This is a genomic window from Polaribacter staleyi (assembly GCF_038024045.1).
Taxonomy (GTDB): Bacteria; Bacteroidota; Bacteroidia; order Flavobacteriales; family Flavobacteriaceae; genus Polaribacter; species Polaribacter butkevichii.
Genome location: NZ_CP150665.1, coordinates 667,596 through 686,416 on the forward strand (window position 1 = coordinate 667,596; position 18,821 = coordinate 686,416).

Consider the following 18,821-nt stretch of genomic DNA (forward strand, 5'->3'; position numbering starts at 1 on the left):
CGAGATGTTTTTAAAATGTTCTCGATACAATTTTTTCGTTCCTCAAAAATCACTCGAACTGACATTGTATTTATAAATTGAGAAAGTTTTGTAAAATCTTTGCGCCTTCTACTCCACTCTTTTCTGGATGAAACTGCACTCCGTAAAAATTATCTTTTTGCAATGCAGATGCATATTCAATTTCATAATCTGTCGTTGCAATTGCTTCAGCACAAGATTCTGCGTAGAAACTGTGTACCAAATACATAAATTCTTTTTCTTTGATGCCTGTAAATAAATCTGATTTTAAATTATAGATCACATTCCAACCCATTTGCGGAACCTTAACAGCCTTCGAAAATTTCTTTACATCAACATCAAAAATCCCCAAACCTTTTGTATTTCCTTCCGAAGAAGAATTACACATTAATTGCATTCCTAAACAAATCCCCAAAACAGGTTGCGTTAGCGTCGGAATCACTTTGTCTAATCCGCTTTCTTGCAACATTCGCATTGCTGAACTTGCTTCTCCAACTCCCGGGAAAATTATTTTATCAGCAGCTCTAATTTCATCAATATTATTTGATAAAATAGCATCTACACCTAAACGCTTAAAAGCAAACTGAATGCTTTTAATGTTTCCTGCTCCGTAATCGATAATTACTAATTTCATAATTAGTTTTTAATTTTTAGCGTTTAGTTTTAAGTTAAAATCACTCAGAACTAAAAATTCACAATTCAACACTTTTTTAAAGCACTCCTTTTGTAGATGGTAAAAACATTTTATTTGCATCTCTCTTAACTGCCATTTTCATTGCTTTTGCAAAAGCTTTAAAAATACCTTCTATTTTATGATGCTCGTTTGCGCCTTCTGCCTTAATATTTAAGTTACATTTTGCGCCATCTGTAAACGATTTAAACAAGTGTAAAAACATTTCTGTTGGCATATCTCCAATCATTTCACGTTTAAAATCAGCCTCCCAAACCAACCAAGGTCTTCCACCAAAATCTACGGCTGCTTGTGCTAAACAATCGTCCATTGGCAAGCAAAAACCATAACGTTCTATGCCTAATTTATTTCCTAATGCTTTGTGGAATAACTCGCCCAAAGCAATCATGGTGTCTTCTATAGTATGGTGTTCATCTACCTCTAAATCTCCATCAACTTTTACAGTTAAATCCATCGCTCCATGACGACCAATTTGATCTAACATGTGATCGAAAAACTTTACTCCAGTAGAAATATCATTTTTACCAGAACCATCTAAATTTAGTTTGATGTAAATTTTAGTTTCGTTGGTATTTCTAGTAATTTCAGAAACTCTATCTTCTAACTTTAAAAACTCATAGATTTCTTTCCAATCTGTACTTGTTAAAGCAATACAATCTAAAATTTCTTGTTTAGAAGTTTCAATTTCATCAGCTCCTAAATCTGGGTTTTCTGATAAGAAAATCCCTTTAGAACCTAAATTTTTAGCCAATTCCATGTCTGTAATTCTATCGCCTAAAACAAAAGAATTTGCCAAATCATATTCTTCAGAAAAATATTTGGTTAACAAACCCGTTCTTGGTTTACGAGTTTCGGCATTTTCATGTGGAAACGTTTTATCGATACAAACTTCAGAAAAAACAACCCCTTCTTTTTCGAAAGCACTCATTATTTTATTTTGTGCTGGCCAAAAAGTATCTTCCGGAAAACTATCGGTTCCCAAACCATCTTGATTGGTTACCATTACCAATTCGTAATCCAATTCGCTAGCAATTTTTGCCATGTATTGAAATACTTTTGGATAAAACTCTAACTTTTCTAAACTATCTAATTGATAATCTACAGGTGGTTCTAACACCAAGGTTCCGTCTCTATCTATAAATAATACTTTTTTACTCATCTTATCTTGTTTTCCTGCAAGGTTTTAAAAACCTTGTAGGTTTGTTTTATTAATTGTCAAATCCGTTACAAGGTATAAAACCTTGCTAGCGATTCTTATTGTTCTTTAATAGCTTTTAAGGCTCTTAATAATCGTTGATTTTCTTCGCAAATACCTACACTTATACGCAACGTATTTTTACATAAAGGTTGGTTTGTTCTATTTCTAATAACCACACCATATTCTATTAATTGGTTGTAACGCTTTGTAGCATCGTCTACCTTTAACAACAAAAAATTACCATCTGATGGATATACTTTTTCTATATAACTATCGCAGCTTTCTAACTCTTTTTTAAGTCGTTTTCTTTCGCTGATTAATTGAGAAATTTCGTTCTGAACTTCATCCATTTTTTGCAATCTTGCAATTGCTCTTTGCTGACTTAATTCGTTTACGTTATAAGGTGGTTTTATGTTGTTTAAAATTTTAATAATTTCTTTGGATGCATAACAAACTCCCAAACGAATACCCGCTAAACCAAAGGCTTTAGATAAAGTCTGTGTAATGATTAAATTAGGAAACTCTGCCAATCTTTCTAACCAACTTTTTTGCTCAGAAAAATCGATATACGCTTCATCTATAACCACTAAACCTTTAAATTTTAAAAGTAATTCTCTAACCGTTTCTACTGTAAAACTGTTTCCTGTTGGATTGTTCGGTGAACATAAAAACAAAATTTTACTATGTGCATCTGCTACATTTAAGATTTTATTTACTTTTGGCTGAAAATCATCGCCTAACAATACCGCTCTGTTTTCAATAGCATTTATATTTGCCAAAACACTATACATTCCGTAGGTTGGTGGTAATGTAATTACATTATCTACATTAGGCTCACAAAAAGCTCTGTAGATTAAGTCTAAAACCTCATCACTTCCGTTACCTAATAAAATATTTTCTTTAGCAACTCCTTTTATCTCAGACAACAAATCTTTTACATTATTCTGTTGCGGATCTGGATACCTATTTACACCGTTTTCAAAAGGATTTTCATTAGCATCTAAGAAAATCATTTCTGTAGTATTGGCGTCTTTATATTCATCTCTTGCAGATGAATAAGGTTGTAGAGATTTTATATTTTCTCTAACTAGGCTATTGATGTTAAATTTAGTTTTCATAATTGATATTCCTAATGTCATTTCGAAATGAGCCTTTTCGGCGATTGAGAAATCTAATATAAAGATTCCTCCTCATTCCTCATTCGGAATGACATTTCATAACCTATATTAAATCTTTTAAACGAATTGAAACTGCATTTTTATGTGCATCTAATCCTTCTGCTGCTGCCATTAACTCAATAGATTTTCCTATTGTTTTAATCCCTTCTTTTGTAATTTTCTGAAACGTAATACTTTTGGTAAAACTATCTAAATTTACTCCAGAATACGATTTAGAAAATCCGTTTGTTGGTAAGGTATGGTTGGTACCCGAAGCATAATCTCCTGCGCTTTCTGGTGTATAATTACCTATAAAAACAGAACCTGCGTTTTCTATATTGTCTATGTAAAAATCATTATTATTTGTACAAACAATAAAGTGTTCTGGTCCATATTCATTGATTAATTCTAACGCTATTTCATCACTTTCTACAAAAATAGACTTCGAATTTTGAATGGCTTTCTCAGCAATTTCTACTCTAGACAATTTAGCCAACTGAATTTCGATTTCTTTTTCTACGTCTGCAATTATCTTTTTTGATGTAGAAACCAAAATAACCTGACTGTCTGCGCCATGTTCTGCCTGACTTAATAAATCTGATGCTACATAACTTGCGTTTGCAGAATCATCTGCAACCACTAATAATTCACTTGGGCCAGCAGGCATATCTATAGCAACACCATGTTTTGTAGACAATTGTTTTGCCACTGTTACAAACTGATTTCCTGGACCAAATATTTTATACACTTGCGGAATGGTTTCTGTACCAAAAGTATACCCTGCAATTGCTTGTATACCACCAACTTTTATAATTTTTGTAACACCACATAAATTGGCTGTATACAAAATGGCTGGATGAATTTTACCTTCTTTATTTGGTGGAGAACACAATACAATTTCTTTACAGCCTGCAATTTGGGCTGGCATTGCCAACATTAATACTGTAGAAAACAAAGGTGCGGTTCCTCCTGGAATATACAGACCAACTTTTTGAATGGGTCTTTTTTCTTGCCAACAAGAAACTCCGTTTGCGGTTTCTACAAAAACTTTTGCTGTTTTTTGTGCTGTATGAAAATTGGTAATGTTTTCTTTAGCTACGTTAATAGCTTGCTTTAACTCATCAGATACTAAAGTAATTGCTTCTTTAATTTCAGCAACAGAAACAATATTATTTTCTAAAGAAATACCATCAAATTTTTGGGTGTATTTATGTATGGCAGCATCTCCATTTTTTTGAACATCTGCAAAAACATCGTTCACAATACTTTCAATATCATCAACCGTTTTTGTGGGTCTCTCTAATATTTTATTCCAATCTTTTCTTGATGGGTTTATAATTGTTTTCATCTTTTAAATTTCTCCTGTAAGATTTCTAAAACCTTGTAGGTGTTTTACTTTTTAATTTATACTTACAAGGTTCTTTAAACCTTGCGGTATGTTTGCAAACTTGCAATTTGCGTTAGGGATTGTAGCATTTGTTTGAGCTCTTTTTTCTTTTTCAGAAAAAAAGCGAGTGCGAAAAGCCCGTTAAAACGCCCAAAATATTATTCAAATTTTAATTTTTATCTGTCATTGCGAGGTACGAAGCAATCTCTTACTTAAAACACAGATTGCTTTGTGCCTCGCAATGACGTACGTTTTACAATACCATTTTTTCTATTGGGCACACTAAAATACCTTCTGCTCCGTTGGCTTTTAATTCATCTATAATTTCCCAAAATTCGTTTTTGCTAATTACGGTGTGTACAGAGCTCCAACCTTTTTCTGCCAATGGCAAAACAGTAGGACTTCTCATACCTGGTAACACTTTTAATATATTTTCTAATTTATCATTAGGTGCATTTAACAATACGTATTTAGAGTTTTGGCCTTTTAAAACCGACTGAATTCTAAACTGAATTTTCTCTAAAATTGCTCTTCTTTCTGCTGATATTTTAGAAGAAACAGCTAATACTGCTTCTGAGGTTAGTAAAACCTCTATTTCTTTTAAACCATTTTTAAATAAAGTACTTCCGCTAGAAACAATATCACAAATACCATCTGCTAAACCAATATTTGGTGCAATTTCTACAGAACCGTTGATAATGTGAATATCTGCTTTGATGTTTTTTTCTTTCAAAAACTTTTTAACGGTTTCTGGATACGAAGTTGCAATTCTTTGTCCGTCTAAATCTTGTAACGAATTTGCGTTCGATTCTTTTGGCACTGCTATAGAAACCTTACATTTAGAAAAACCTAAACGCTCTACAAACTCTATATCTGCTCCTTTTTCTATTAAAACATTTTCTCCTATAATGGCTGCATCTACTACTCCATCTTTTAAATACTGAGGGATATCGCCATTTCTTAAGTAAAATACTTCTACAGGAAAATTTCTTGCAGATGCTTTTAATTGATCTTTACCATTGTCTATAGAAATACCAATGTCTTTTAAGATTCTCATTGAATCTTCGTTTAATCTTCCTGATTTTTGTACTGCAATTCTTAAATTACTCATTTTGTTTTTGTTTGATGCCTGAGCAAATACGGTTCTTATTATTTTATTAGATTCCGATATCAAACCGGAATTACTTCTAAATATAGAAATAGAAAACCCGTTTGATTTGCTCAAACGGGTTTATAAATATCTTGATTTTATTCAATACACTTTTAAATCGCTTGATTGCAATTGTAAAAATGATGATGATGATTTTGAATAAAAGCCATGTCTTTTTTATATCTATGCAAATATCTAAATTAAATTTTTAATAAACCAAATGATTTTAATAAAAAAGATAATTATGTGAAATATTTATCAAATTCTTAGTATCTGTTTAATTTTTTAGTTTTTCAATTCATAAAACAAGCATTTGTATCTGTTCTTTTTATTTCTATAGAGGTCAGTATTTAAATTCATATCTTAGAAGTCAATAAATATAGTAATTAAATGAATATTTTTAAGGGACAAAACCTTCTAGAGTTTGCTGACCGTTTTAAGACTGACCTAGATTGTAAGAAATATCTAGCAGATATTAAATGGAAAGATGGTTTTCAATGTGTAAAATGTAGCCATAAAAAAGCTCAGATAAGAAAAGATTTCTCACGTACTTGTAATATTTGTTCTCATCAAGAATCAGCAACATCAAACACACTTTTTCACAAAGTAAAATTTGGTATTAGAAAGGCATTTTTTATTGTTTTTGAAATGAGTACAAGCACTAAAAGTCTTTCAGCAAGCTATGTTTCAGTTCGTTTTAGTGTTACTGAAAAGACAGCTCGTTTATTTATGCTTAAAATTAGAGAAGCTATGGAAAGCAGTGGGAATAATCCCATGACAGGTACTGTTCATGTTGATGAATTTGTACTTGGCGGACGCGAAAAAGAGAAAGTTGGCAGAAGTTATAACGTAAAGAAAAAGAAGGCCATTACTGCTGTTGAGTTAACTGATGATGGAAAAGTAAAAAGAATGTATGCTATGAGAATCGAAGATTTTTCAGCAAGTTCGCTTCAATATATTTTTGTGAATCATATTAGCAGAGATGCTAAAGTGATAACCGATAAATGGAGAGGTTACAGACCAATTGCAAAAGTTTATGATATTACACAGATTGAAAGTAATAATGGTATGAATTTTAAAGCTCTTCACACTATGATTCATCAAGTAAAATCATGGATAAGAACAACGTATTCTTGGGTAAGTAATTCTAATATAAATAGATATTTTAATGAATTTTGTTTTAGAATTAACCGTTCACAAAGCAAAGCAACAATATTCAATAATCTTATAACTAAAATGGTCAAAAAAGAAAAAGTTAGCCACAAACAAATTATATGTAGCTAACTACTGACCTCTATATTTCTATTACAGCATAGCTTTACTACAACAGTAAACTTGATGAAAAAATCATTTAAATAGCACATTGCTTAAGTTATCAACCTTAAAAGTTGACAATAGTTGTTAAGTTGATTGTAAATATCTCATTTATATGATTTAAATACTCTAAATTTGAAACAGATTGATGAAAAAATAAAATTGCTAGACGTTTTCTAAATCTTTATGTATTAATAAGCACTGAAAAGAACAACTAGTTTTGGTTGTTTTCTTTGGGGTGTAAGGATATTACTAGTTAGACACAAGTAACACACGAATGAAAATTCAGTAAAAAAATGTACATTTGCATTTAGGAAAAAACACTAGAAAGATTCTTGACAATTGAACACAACACATCACGAATAGATTATCTTCTAAAGTTATACAGAATAACTTTGAAAGAGTTATTGGAAAAAATCAGCGAAGGCCTGAAAAATCCAATAACTAAGGATGACTTATACTCTAGTGAAATTAAAATTAGTCATTTAAAGAAAATTGATAAAGTTTTCAATAAAGGTCTTGAGTACTATATTAATCCTCGACCAATTTCAGAAAACAAAGATGCTAGTATTTTTTTTAGAAAAGATAAATTCAATTCTGACTTAAATATTGGAGCTAAGAAAATAGTGAATCAGTTTGAGGATTTAAAAAATTCATTAACTGCAATATCTAAACTATCTGACGTACAATTTGAGAGAAAAATTCCAATTTTCTCAATAAAAGATAGTCCTAGAAAAGTAGCTCATGAAATTAGGAATTTATTATATCCGAACGAGTTTTCGCCAATTTTAAGAGATTTTTTAAAAGAACTTATATCAAAATTTGCAGAAAATAATATAATGGTATTTGAGTTTGTAGAAACTTGGAATAAAAAAGATACTGCAAATATTAATGGCTTTTATCTCAACCCAAATGTGATTGTTTTAAAACGACAACAAAAATCATTTAGAAGAGAAATCTTTACTTTAATTCACGAGTTAGGTCATTATTTACTTAATGAAGAAGAAATTGAAGAAGTTGATGTTAAATCAATATCTCAAAAAGATTTAAGTAAAATAGAAAATTGGTGTAATGAATTTTCTTATTTCTTTTTAGTTGGAAATTATGCAAACACTATTGAAGGTCTAAATAAAGCAGATTCATCAAATGATTATCATTTTGATTTAATTCAAAGAATTTCAAAAGAAACGAACTTAAGCACATTAGCATTATATACAAGATTGTTGTTTTCTAAAAAGATTTCTTATAAAGGTTATAACAATGTCAAAAATGAACTTGAAGAACTTTATAGAAAGAAAAAAGAGGAAGAAAACAAAAAAAAGGAATTAGATAAAATTTCAGGAATAAAAAAAGGTGGTTCGGTTCCTAAACCTATTAACTCACCACTATTTGTAAACACATTACAAACCGCATTATATGGTGGAGTTATTAATGAATATGACTTTTGTAAAAAACTAAATATTAAACCTGAAAAAATTGATAAATATATCTAATGAGGTTTATAATTGATACAAGCACTTGGGTTTCATTAGTTAGATACTACAAACCTTTTGATAATAATTCTGTAATTTATGATTTTTTCAAACAAAAAATTAGAGACGGAGAATTTATCTTATTATCAGAAGTATCAATAGAATGTTCTTATGTTTCAAAAAAAATCGTTCCAAAAGAATTGGACTTTATAATTGACAAACAATTTATTACAAAAACAGCAAGTTTACTTCCAACTAGGAAATTTTATAACTTATTAGATAATCAGTTTTGTAATCAATTCCAAAAAAGATTATTATCAGAAACAGATATTGAATCTTTAACAAATGATTTTCTCAAATCAGCTGATGCAAAAATAATTCTTAAATCAATAGAAATCTCAAAAACTTTAGATAATCAAATCACAGTTGTAACTGAGGAAACAAGTTCTAATAATGACAATAAATTATTCAAAAAAATCCCTTCGATTTGTAAAGAATTAAATGTTGAATGTATTGGATTACCTAAATTAATAGAGTTATTCAATAAAAAAATCAACGTTCAAATTAAAAATACCAGTGCTAACAAAGAACTGAGCTAAAAAACAAGGCTATTCTTCATTAAATTTAGTTTTTTATTAAAAAACGCTAACTGAAGCCGTATAAACTTTATTGCTGTTTTTAGCTCACTTGGTAAATGCAAAAACGTTGGTAACCTTTAAAAAAATGAACAGAACCTTAATCATATTATTTCTTTTAATTTACAACTTCTCGTTTGGACAAAAACCGAATGTAACAAGTAAACAATTATCTCAACAGGAAATTGATGCTATTTTTACAGAGCGTATTAAAAAACAATTAAAAATAGATCATTCAATTTACAGAATATACGAGTATTCTGACAAAATTGGAAAACACTTTATGGTAATGACTCAAAATAAAATTGAGTGCCAACAACGCGAAAAATGTTATGATTCTATAAAAGTTTTTTGTTATTTATTTAAAAATAATAATTACAAAATTCAATGGAAATTAAACGATTTTATTGTTCCTAATTCAGACGAATATTCAATTTCTCATTGGACGAAATATTTTAGTATAAATGACTATGACAAAGATGGTATTGCAGACCCCATAATCATTTATGGAACTTTCGGAATGAACGATACAGGAGATGGAAAAATAAAAATAATAATATATTACAAGAACAATAAAGTAGCCATAAGACATCAGAATGGAGTACTTGATGGAGAGAGACACACGCAAGTAGATAAAGAATTTTACGAATTGCCAATCGAAATTCAAACCAATGTAGAAACAATCATTAAAAACATACATGTAAATGGTCACGGAATTTTTCCATACAACTGGGAAAAGGCTATGAAAAACAAAGAATTAGAAATTGATGATAATTAAAAACAATCATAAACACGGTGTATCTTTTGCTCCTTCTGCCCTCAATCCTAAAAAAAATATTGAAACGCAAAAAACTCATTGAATAACAATGATTTTAGTACTATTTTTGCGCCCATGGAAAACCAAAAACAAGTAACAAAGAAATTACAGCGTGGCGTTGCAGAAGCTATTCAGCAATTTACAATGATTGCCGAAGGAGATAAAATTATGGTTTGTCTTTCTGGCGGAAAAGACAGTTATGCAATGTTAAACATGTTATTGTATTTCCAAAAGGTAGCGCCTATTTCTTTTGAAATTGTTGCGGTAAATTTAGATCAAAAACAACCTGGTTTTCCGGTAGAAGTACTCCCCACCTATTTACATAATTTAGGTGTCGATTATAAAATTATAGAAAAGAATACCTACAAAATTGTAATGGACAAAACTCCAGAAGGTAAAACAACCTGTAGTTTATGCTCTCGTTTGCGTAGGGGAACCTTGTATGAAGCAGCCAAAGATTTAGGTTGTAATAAATTAGCTTTAGGACACCATAGAAATGATATTATAGAAACCTTTTTCTTAAACTTCTTCTTCTCTGGTAAAATGGAAACCATGCCACCAAAGTTTAAAAACGATGCAGGAGATTTAATTGTACTAAGACCTTTGGCTTTTTGTAAAGAAAGTGATATTGAAGCGTATGCCGACTTTATGGATTTCCCTATTATACCTTGTAACTTATGTGGATCGCAAGAAAACTTGCAACGTAAAAAAGTAAAACAAATGATTACCGATTGGGAAACCGAATTCCCAAATAGAAATGCCATTATGATGAATGCTTTACAAAACGTATTTCCTTCTCATCTTTTAGATCAAAAATTGTATGATTTTGACAATTTAGAACCTAAAATACCCGAAACTTCTTTGTTAGAATAACTTAAAAAAATAGCAACACGCTAATTTTCAACAAGTAATCATTTTTTACAGTTTAGCTCAAATTATAATTTTAAGTTAAAATAATAAAAAAGTTTTTCTATTACTAACCGATTGTTTAGTTTTGTGGTGTAGTTAAAAATAATGGCAAGAAAAAAAGAATATAACGAAAGCGAAGTAGTAGAAAAAGCAATGAAGCTTTTTTGGAGAAAAGGTTATGAAACCACTTCTATGCAAATGCTAGAAAAAGAAATGGGGATTAACAAATTTTCTATTTACGCTAGTTTTGGCAATAAGCACGGTCTTTTTCTTGAAAGTTTAAAATGCTACAAAAGCAAAGTAAGTGTAATTTTAGAGAAATTTAAAAATGCATCCAACGGAGTTGAAGACATTAAACAGTTTTTCTATGACTCTGTAAACGCAAACTTTAAAGAAGATAACCAAAAAGGCTGCTTTGTAACCAATACCTATAATGAATTTTCTGAAAGCGAAGATTTATTGATCAAACAAGAAATGAATGCTTTTATGAATAACTTAAAAACATTGTTTATTGAAAAATTAAAAATGGACGGAACAAGAAACGCCGACACCATACAAAAACAAGCCAATTTTTTACTCTTGGCAAAACATGGTTTGGCTGCTGCAGCTAGAGTAAATACAAAACAAGAAATTGAAGATTATATAGAAATGACTTTTAAAAACATATAAACATTTTTTTTACTCGATAACTAAACGATTGTTTAGTTAAAATTAACATAAATAATAAATTAAAAATAGAAATTATGACTACATTAAAAATTAACAACATAGAAACAGCACCAGAAGAAAGCAAAGCATTATTAGAAGGTTCTCAAAAAGCATACGGAATGATTCCTGGTTTACATGGTGTTTTATCTACATCTCCTCAAGCTTTTGAAGCTTACCAAACATTACACGATTTATTTACAAAAACAGCTTTTAATGCAGACGAATTAACGGTAGTTTGGCAAACAATAAACGTAGAGCACGCTTGTCATTATTGTGTACCTGCACACACAGGAATTGCAAAAATGATGAAAGTAGATGATGCTATTATAGAAGCATTACGTAACGAAACTCCTTTAGAAAGTGCAAAATTAGAAGCTTTACGTACCTTTACATTAATCATTACACGTAACAGAGGTCATGTATCTCAAGAAGATTTAAACACATTTTACGCAGCTGGTTATACAGAAAGAAGTGTTTTAGATATCATCTTAGGATTATCTCAAAAAGTAATTAGTAATTACACAAATCATATTGCAAATACGCCAGTAGATGCAGCTTTTCAACCATTTGCTTGGGAGAAAAAATAATTCATAAAATAACATTTTTATAACTACAAATCTTCTGAATAAAACGGAGATTTGTAGTTATTCATATTAAAAAAAATCTCATTATGATAAAAGTATCCGTAATGTACCCAAACAGTAAAGACGTAAAGTTTGATGTAGCTTATTATAAAAACAGTCACTTACCAATGATTTCTAAAGCAGTTGGTACTGCCTTAAAAGGTTTAGAGTTAGATTTAGGCATTGCGAGTAGAGTTCCTGGAGAACCGGCTCCTTATGTAGCAATTGCACATTTATTATTTGATGATGTTGCTGCTTTTCAGGCTTCATTTGGTCCGCATGCAAAAGTGTTTGCAGACGATGTAAAAAATTACAGTAATGTACAAGGAGAACTTCAAATTAGCGAACTCATAACATTCTAAAAAATGAAAGAAAAATTAAAAATAGATATCGTATCAGACGTTGTTTGTCCTTGGTGTACCATTGGCTATAAACGTTTAGAAAAAGCCATAACAGAACTAGGTATTCAAGACCAAGTAGAAATTGAATGGCAACCTTTTGAATTGAATCCGAATATGCCTGCAGAAGGTCAGAATGTAAATGAACATATCACAGAAAAGTATGGGTCTACCAAAGAGCAGCAAAAAGAATCAAAACGAAATATGACGGAAGTTGGAGAGGAACTTGGTTTTAAGTTTGATTATTTTGATGAAATGCGTATGGTAAATACCTTTGATGCTCATGTTCTTTTAGAATATGCCAAAGATTTTGGGAAACAAACCGAATTAAAAATGCGCTTAACAACTGCTTTTTTTAGCAACCGTAAAGATGTTTCTAAAAGAGAAATTTTAAAAGAAGCATTATTGTCTGTCGGTTTAAATGCTGATGAAGGAATGGCCAAATTAGATAATGAAGATGCCAGAAACGAAGTAAGATTCAAACAAAATTATTGGAAAAATTTAGGAGTTAATTCTGTACCAACAATTGTTTTTAACAGAAAAAGCGCCGTAACTGGTGCGCAACCAGTAGCTACCTTTAAACAAGTACTATCCGAATTAATCAAAGAACAACAATCTGTTTAATACAGTAGTTCTTTAAAAATTAAAAACCATGGAAGCAAATAAAGGAGTATTAGACGCATTACTAAACGTAAAACGTAAAGAAGGCGCTACTAAGTTTACCAAAGAGAAAAACAAGATTTACGCAGATGGTATTACAAGTGTAGCCAATTCTGGAGTACTTGAAAACGCCTTAAATGTAGGTGATAAAGCACCAAACTTTACCCTAAAAAATGCGTTAAACAAAGAGGTTTCTTTATACAACGAGCTAGAAAATGGTCCCGTAATTTTAACTTGGTACAGAGGCGGATGGTGCCCTTATTGCAACATTACGCTACACTATTTACAAGAAAAGTTACCCGAATTTACAAAAGCAGGTGCTACACTGATTGCTCTAACTCCAGAGTTACCAGACAACTCGTTAGACACTGCGGAAAAAAACAATTTAGAATTCACTGTTTTAAGTGATCTTAATAATGTTATTGGAAAAGAATATGGTGTTGTATTTCAATTAACAGATGAAGTGGCTGATATTTACGAAGCTGGATTCGGTTTAAGTGAAAAAAATGGAAATGATACCGATCAATTGCCTTTGGCTGCAACCTATGTTATCGACACAAACGGAATTATTCAGTATGCTTTTTTAGATGCTGATTATAGACAAAGAGCAGAACCAACAGAAATTATCACTGCATTAGAAAAATTAAAATAAGACCGTTATGAATACATTAAAACCAAAAGTAGTATTCTTTGATGTTAACGAAACGCTTTTAGATCTTTCTCCTGTAAAAAAACAAATTGGCATCGTTTTAGGTGGTAGAGAAGATTTACTTTCTTTATGGTTTACAACAATGTTGCAGTATTCTTTAGTGGTTTCCGCAAGCGGACAATACAAACCCTTTACACATATTGGTGCGGCAACGTTACAAATGGTTGCCGCAAACAATGATATTGTAATCTCAGAAGAGGAAGCACGTAAAATTATTGTAGCAGCGATGCAAAATTTACCTGCGCATCCAGAAGTAAAAGAAGCTTTAACCCAATTAAAAAAGGCCGGATATAAATTAGTTGCGTTTACAAATTCTTCTAACGAAGGATTAAAAAATCAATTTAAAAACGCTGGCTTAACGGATTATTTTGATGATTTACTTAGTGTAGAAGATAGTGGTACGTTTAAACCATTTACAAATACATATGTTTGGGGAGCTCATAAAATGGGCGTTCAGTTAGATGAATGTATGCTGATTGCTGCACATGGTTGGGATGTTGCTGGCGCTCTTTGGGCAGGTTGGCGCGCTGCTTTTATAAACAGACCTGGGCAACAACTTTTTCCGTTAGCTCCAAAGACAGAAATTGTAGAAAATAATTTAAAAAAAGTTGCTGAAATTCTAGTGAAATATGCGTAAATTTATATGATGTTAGAGGCTTACTTTTAACTTCTAGAAACTCATGTTTTATATAAAGACACTTGAAAATAACATGAGGAAAATCAATTTTATTACAACAAAAAAATAATAGATTCGTTGTTCTGTTCTGGTATCATTATTATCAAACAATTAAAAGAAATAAAGAAACAGCATTATGAAAAAAGTAATAGCAATTATTATACTTTTAGTAACAAGTATAAGTACTATACATGCGCAAGAATGGCAAACAGATTTTAAACTTGCCAAAGAAATTGCTTCAAAAGAAAAGAAACCGATTATACTAGTTTTTCAAGGATCAGATTGGTGTGCGCCTTGTATTAAATTAGATCACCAAATTTGGAGTACAGCTGTTTTTAAAAAATATGCGAAAGATCATTACGTAATGTTACAAGCAGATTTTCCGAAGAGAAAGAAAAATGCGTTGTCAGACTCACAAACTGCTGCAAATGCTAAATTAGCAGAAACGTACAACAAAAATGGAGTTTTTCCTTTTGTAGTTGTCCTTAATGCTAACGGTAAAGTACTTGGCGAAACAGGTTATAAAAAAATTACCCCAGAAAATTACATCGCAGAATTGAATACTTTTACAAAATAAAGTGAAAACACTACTTACTACTTCCCTACTCCTATTATCCATTGTTTGTACGGCACAAGAATCTTACAAACGAGTCCTTAAATTAATGGGCAGTCGGTTTGATATTACGGTGGTTGCAAACAACACCGCAGAAGCAGACAAATATCTAGATACAGCCATTGCAGAAATTACAAGAATAGAAAAACTTATTTCTTCTTGGGATGCCAATTCACAAACTTTTTCCATCAATAAAAACGCAGGAATCAAACCTGTAAAAGTAGACACAGAACTTTTTAGTTTAATTGAAAGAGCAATTCAAATATCTAAACTTACCGATGGTGCTTTTGATATTAGCTATGCCTCTATGGATAAAATTTGGAAATTTGATGGCAGCATGAAGAAAATGCCTTCGCAAGAAACAATTAACGCTTCCGTAGCTAAAGTGGGTTTTCAAAACATTGTTTTAGATAAAGAAAATCATACTGTTTTTTTAAAGCTTAAAGGAATGAAAATTGGTTTTGGAGCAATCGGAAAAGGCTATGCTGCAGATAAAGCAAAAGCACTTCTAATTTCTAAGGGAGTTGTTTCTGGCATTATCAACGCCTCTGGCGATATGAACACTTGGGGAATACAACCTAACGGTAAAGAATGGACAGTAGCCATTACAAACCCTATGAATAAAAATAAAGTTTTTGCTTTATTTCCGTTAACAGATAAGGCCGTAGTTACTTCTGGTAATTACGAAAAATACGTCAACTTTAACGGCAAACGATACACACATATTATAGACCCAAGAACAGGGTATCCTTCTAGCGGTATTATTAGCGTAACCGTTTTTGCGCCTAAAGCAGAATTGGCAGACGCACTTGCTACTTCTGTTTTTGTAATGGGAAAAAAAGTGGGCTTAGATCGCATCAATCAATTACCAAAAATAGAATGCATCATCATTGATGATCAGGGAAATATTACAACATCAAAAAATATAGAAATTGATAAATTATGATTAAAAAATGTATATACGCTGCATTGATAACAATTAGTTTTAGTAGTTGTGTAGTGGTAAAAGAATATGAAAAAGTAAATATAAACGACCCAGATATGGTGCTTTCTGATAAGAAATGTGACCGTAATGTTACTACAGCACATTCTTATAGAGAAGCTGCCGTTGGTGCAAATGGAGGTAAAACTGGTGGTGGTTGCGGTTGCAATTAATCACATCCTTTTTAAGTAAAATTAAAAATTATCCCGCTTAAAAGCGGATTTTAAGAACAAATTAGTCTCAATCAATTGAAAAAAATAATTCTTTTTATATGTGTGTTTGCTTTTATAAAAATAAATGCACAAACAAAACAAGACGAAGCTAAAGTCTACAAAAAACGTGTACTAGAAACTACAGAAGTAGATTTCTTAACAAGTTATTACTCTCAAGACGGAGATAACGCTGCTGTAAGTGGTGGTGAAGGTTCAGAATCGTTAACAGATGTTACCGGAACTTTTGTGGTTGCTATGCCTTTAAACGATGACGATGTGCTAACTATAGATGCAGGTATTTCTGCCTATACATCTGCATCTTCTAGTAATATTAATCCTTTTGATGACGGTAAAGCAGATCCGTTTCAGGCATCTTCCGGTGCTTCTAGTGGAGATCTTTGGGCAAACATTACAGGGAGTTACACCCATAGTTCAGACGATAGAAATGATATTTGGTCTACCAAACTTGCCATTTCTTCTGAGTATGATTATTTTTCTGTTGGTGTTGGCGGAAGTTATACCAAACTTTTTAATCAGAAAAACACAGAAGTAAGTGTACATGGTAACGTATACATAGATTCTTGGAAATTATTGTATCCGATAGAATTAAGAAAAGCAAATGGCGGTAAAGGTGATGAAGATCATTTTGACATCAATAATTATACGATTACAGGAAACACCAACTACACTCCTACTTTTGTTCCTTTAGATGGTACAGGGAGAAACTCGTATTCTTTAGGTTTTGGATTTTCTCAAATACTGCATAAAAAAGTACAAGGTTCTTTAGCTTTAGATTTTGTAAAACAAAACGGGTTATTATCAACCCCTTTTCAAAGAGTTTACTTTAGTGATGTAGCCGATTCGTTTATAGATAGTTTTCAGCTTGCTGATGATATTGAACGTTTACCAGATTCTAGATTTAAAGTAGCAGCAGGTGGTCGTTTAAATTGGTATTTAAATGAATTTGTAACTCTTAGATCTTTTTATCGTTATTATTCTGATGATTGGGGAATTTCGTCTCACACCGCAAGTTTAGAAGTTCCTATAAAAATTACAGATAAATTTACATTGTATCCATCGTATAGGTATTACAACCAAACAGCTGCAGATTATTTTAAACCTAAAGAGACTGCGCTTTCTACAGACGTTTATTATACTTCTGATTACGATTTATCTAAATACACCGCCAATCAATTTGGTTTTGGAGTTTCTTACACCGATATTTTTGCTAAAATGCATATTAGAAACTTTGGTTTAAAAAGTATCGACCTAAAATTTTATCAATATGATAGAGATACTTCTTTTAGTTCTAGCATTATTACAGCTGGCTTTAAATTTGTAATGGATTGATAATTTTATCAGTTTAAAAAAGTGCTATAGAAATTCAACTAAATAAATTTTTGAGTGTCGGCAAAACACCATAAACATAACAATATATTGGCACAGCAATTTTTTATGAGAAAAAATAATTATTTTCCTCTTCTGTAGATATCGGCGGGATAATTTTCTAATACCACTTAATATTTCTCGCAGATTACGCAAATAATCACAGATTTTTTAATTGGGATAAAAAACGGATTTACAGTAATAAAAAAACACCCTTTGCAAAACATTGTTTCGCAAAGGGTGTTTTTATAATTTATAAATATTTGTAGTTTAGTTAATCTCTACAACTTCAAGATCAAAAACAAGATCTTTACCAGCTAAAGGATGATTACCATCAATTACAATACTATCGTCTTTTACTTCTACAACCATTAAATTCATTTCTTGTCCGTCTGGCGATTTAGAAACCAATCCCATACCTACTTGAGGCTCCATATCTTGTGGAAGGTCAGATTTATTAACTTCTTGTATTAATTGCTCGTTTACCTCACCATATGCTTCTTCTTTAGCAATAGTAATGGTTTTCTTTTCACTTACTTTCATGTCGATTAAACCCTTTTCAAATCCAGGTATTAACTTTCCTTCTCCTAAAGTAAACTCAATTGGCTCTTTTCCTTCAGACGTATCAAAAATTTGCCCATCAGTTAATTTACCTGTATAATGTACTTTTACGGTATTGTTCTCTTTTACTTGACTCATACTATATTCTTTAATTTGAAAAATAGCTTTTGCATAATTCTTACACAAAAACTCTTTTAGTTTAAACTTACAGAAAGATTGTCCGCTAAAACCAAGCCAAAAAATAATAAAACACCTAAACAACTCTATTTAAAAGAAAAAAACACGCTGTGATTGGCTTATAAGAACAAAAACCAACTGAATCACCTTATTTTATATAATTTAAAGCGACCAAAATATATCCGCAACTTTGTCAGTTTTAAACAGTTTTAAGATGATATCTATGACAAATTTGTAAAATCAGTGTTTGTATTAAGCATTATTGTTTAAAAGAAATAGATCCTATTTTAAGGAATTATTTTGCTTAAAAAATATTTATATGCTTAAGTTAAAAACCTAACTTATTTAATTTTGTATATTTATCTTGA

Annotated in this window: 21 protein-coding genes; 15 read left to right on the forward strand and 6 right to left on the reverse strand. The window is 31.0% G+C overall.

The genetic code is table 11. The features are described from left to right. Positions 1-70 precede the first annotated feature (70 nt). The 5 genes from hisH to hisG all read right to left on the reverse strand — a co-directional run bounded on the left by hisH (position 71) and on the right by hisG (position 5,562). Positions 71-652 carry an imidazole glycerol phosphate synthase subunit HisH gene (gene hisH / locus WHD07_RS02665; RefSeq protein ID WP_343329940.1) on the reverse strand — a complete coding sequence of 194 codons (582 nt, stop codon included), beginning with the start codon at positions 650-652 and terminating at the stop codon, positions 71-73. Positions 653-728: 76 nt separating this feature from the next. After that, positions 729-1,868 (reverse strand): bifunctional histidinol-phosphatase/imidazoleglycerol-phosphate dehydratase HisB, encoded by a 1,140-nt coding sequence (gene hisB / locus WHD07_RS02670; protein ID WP_343329941.1) that lies wholly within the window; start codon positions 1,866-1,868, stop codon positions 729-731. Between the two features lie 95 nt (positions 1,869-1,963). Next, positions 1,964-3,025, reverse strand: a complete 1,062-nt coding sequence (gene hisC, locus WHD07_RS02675) for a histidinol-phosphate transaminase (RefSeq protein WP_343329942.1) — start codon at positions 3,023-3,025, stop codon at positions 1,964-1,966. A gap of 103 nt (positions 3,026-3,128) precedes the next feature. After that, on the reverse strand, positions 3,129-4,412 hold the full coding sequence (hisD, locus tag WHD07_RS02680) for a histidinol dehydrogenase (protein WP_343329943.1): 1,284 nt from the start codon (positions 4,410-4,412) through the stop codon (positions 3,129-3,131). A 292-nt stretch (positions 4,413-4,704) separates the two neighbouring features. Beyond that, positions 4,705-5,562, reverse strand: a complete 858-nt coding sequence (gene hisG, locus WHD07_RS02685; RefSeq protein WP_105048795.1) for an ATP phosphoribosyltransferase — start codon at positions 5,560-5,562, stop codon at positions 4,705-4,707. A 429-nt stretch (positions 5,563-5,991) separates the two neighbouring features. Between hisG and WHD07_RS02690 the strand changes: the two genes are divergently transcribed. The 15 genes from WHD07_RS02690 to WHD07_RS02760 all read left to right on the forward strand — a co-directional run bounded on the left by WHD07_RS02690 (position 5,992) and on the right by WHD07_RS02760 (position 17,679). Further along, complete coding sequence (locus WHD07_RS02690) at positions 5,992-6,885, forward strand: IS1595 family transposase (RefSeq protein WP_343328482.1); 894 nt, start codon at positions 5,992-5,994, stop codon at positions 6,883-6,885. A 425-nt stretch (positions 6,886-7,310) separates the two neighbouring features. Further along, positions 7,311-8,408, forward strand: coding sequence for an ImmA/IrrE family metallo-endopeptidase (locus WHD07_RS02695; protein ID WP_343329944.1), 1,098 nt, complete (start codon positions 7,311-7,313; stop codon positions 8,406-8,408). After that, the gene (locus WHD07_RS02700) at positions 8,408-8,986 is read left to right on the forward strand and encodes a DUF4411 family protein (protein ID WP_343329945.1); all 579 of its coding nucleotides are present in this window, start codon (positions 8,408-8,410) and stop codon (positions 8,984-8,986) included. The genes WHD07_RS02695 and WHD07_RS02700 overlap by 1 nt, the downstream gene beginning before the upstream one ends. A 124-nt stretch (positions 8,987-9,110) precedes the next feature. Continuing rightward, the gene (locus tag WHD07_RS02705; protein ID WP_343329946.1) at positions 9,111-9,800 is read left to right on the forward strand and encodes a M949_RS01915 family surface polysaccharide biosynthesis protein; all 690 of its coding nucleotides are present in this window, start codon (positions 9,111-9,113) and stop codon (positions 9,798-9,800) included. Positions 9,801-9,878: 78 nt separating this feature from the next. Beyond that, positions 9,879-10,712 carry a tRNA 2-thiocytidine(32) synthetase TtcA gene (gene ttcA / locus WHD07_RS02710; protein WP_343329947.1) on the forward strand — a complete coding sequence of 278 codons (834 nt, stop codon included), beginning with the start codon at positions 9,879-9,881 and terminating at the stop codon, positions 10,710-10,712. A 141-nt stretch (positions 10,713-10,853) separates the two neighbouring features. After that, positions 10,854-11,417, forward strand: a complete 564-nt coding sequence (locus WHD07_RS02715; protein WP_343329948.1) for a TetR/AcrR family transcriptional regulator — start codon at positions 10,854-10,856, stop codon at positions 11,415-11,417. A 74-nt stretch (positions 11,418-11,491) separates the two neighbouring features. Then, positions 11,492-12,043 carry a carboxymuconolactone decarboxylase family protein gene (locus tag WHD07_RS02720; protein ID WP_105048808.1) on the forward strand — a complete coding sequence of 184 codons (552 nt, stop codon included), beginning with the start codon at positions 11,492-11,494 and terminating at the stop codon, positions 12,041-12,043. Between the two features lie 83 nt (positions 12,044-12,126). Next, positions 12,127-12,441, forward strand: coding sequence for an EthD family reductase (locus WHD07_RS02725; RefSeq protein ID WP_343329949.1), 315 nt, complete (start codon positions 12,127-12,129; stop codon positions 12,439-12,441). Between the two features lie 3 nt (positions 12,442-12,444). Then, a complete protein-coding gene (locus tag WHD07_RS02730) occupies positions 12,445-13,101 on the forward strand; it encodes a DsbA family oxidoreductase (protein WP_343329950.1) in 657 nt (218 codons plus the stop codon). Positions 13,102-13,129: 28 nt separating this feature from the next. After that, a complete protein-coding gene (locus WHD07_RS02735; RefSeq protein ID WP_343329951.1) occupies positions 13,130-13,789 on the forward strand; it encodes a peroxiredoxin-like family protein in 660 nt (219 codons plus the stop codon). A 7-nt stretch (positions 13,790-13,796) separates the two neighbouring features. Beyond that, positions 13,797-14,483: a haloacid dehalogenase type II gene (locus WHD07_RS02740; RefSeq protein ID WP_343329952.1), complete on the forward strand. Its 687-nt coding sequence runs from the start codon at positions 13,797-13,799 to the stop codon at positions 14,481-14,483. Positions 14,484-14,658: 175 nt separating this feature from the next. Beyond that, entirely contained in the window at positions 14,659-15,099 is a 441-nt protein-coding gene (locus tag WHD07_RS02745) for a thioredoxin family protein (protein ID WP_343329953.1), read from the forward strand. 1 nt (position 15,100) lies between these two features. After that, a complete protein-coding gene (locus tag WHD07_RS02750) occupies positions 15,101-16,081 on the forward strand; it encodes an FAD:protein FMN transferase (protein ID WP_343329954.1) in 981 nt (326 codons plus the stop codon). After that, complete coding sequence (locus tag WHD07_RS02755) at positions 16,078-16,290, forward strand: DUF4266 domain-containing protein (RefSeq protein ID WP_343329955.1); 213 nt, start codon at positions 16,078-16,080, stop codon at positions 16,288-16,290. The genes WHD07_RS02750 and WHD07_RS02755 overlap by 4 nt, the downstream gene beginning before the upstream one ends. A gap of 75 nt (positions 16,291-16,365) precedes the next feature. Further along, on the forward strand, positions 16,366-17,679 hold the full coding sequence (locus WHD07_RS02760; RefSeq protein WP_422897648.1) for a DUF3570 domain-containing protein: 1,314 nt from the start codon (positions 16,366-16,368) through the stop codon (positions 17,677-17,679). Between the two features lie 306 nt (positions 17,680-17,985). On the opposite strand, the gene WHD07_RS02765 is transcribed toward WHD07_RS02760, so the two are convergent. Continuing rightward, entirely contained in the window at positions 17,986-18,414 is a 429-nt protein-coding gene (locus tag WHD07_RS02765; protein ID WP_105049379.1) for an FKBP-type peptidyl-prolyl cis-trans isomerase, read from the reverse strand. Positions 18,415-18,821: the final 407 nt, after the last annotated feature.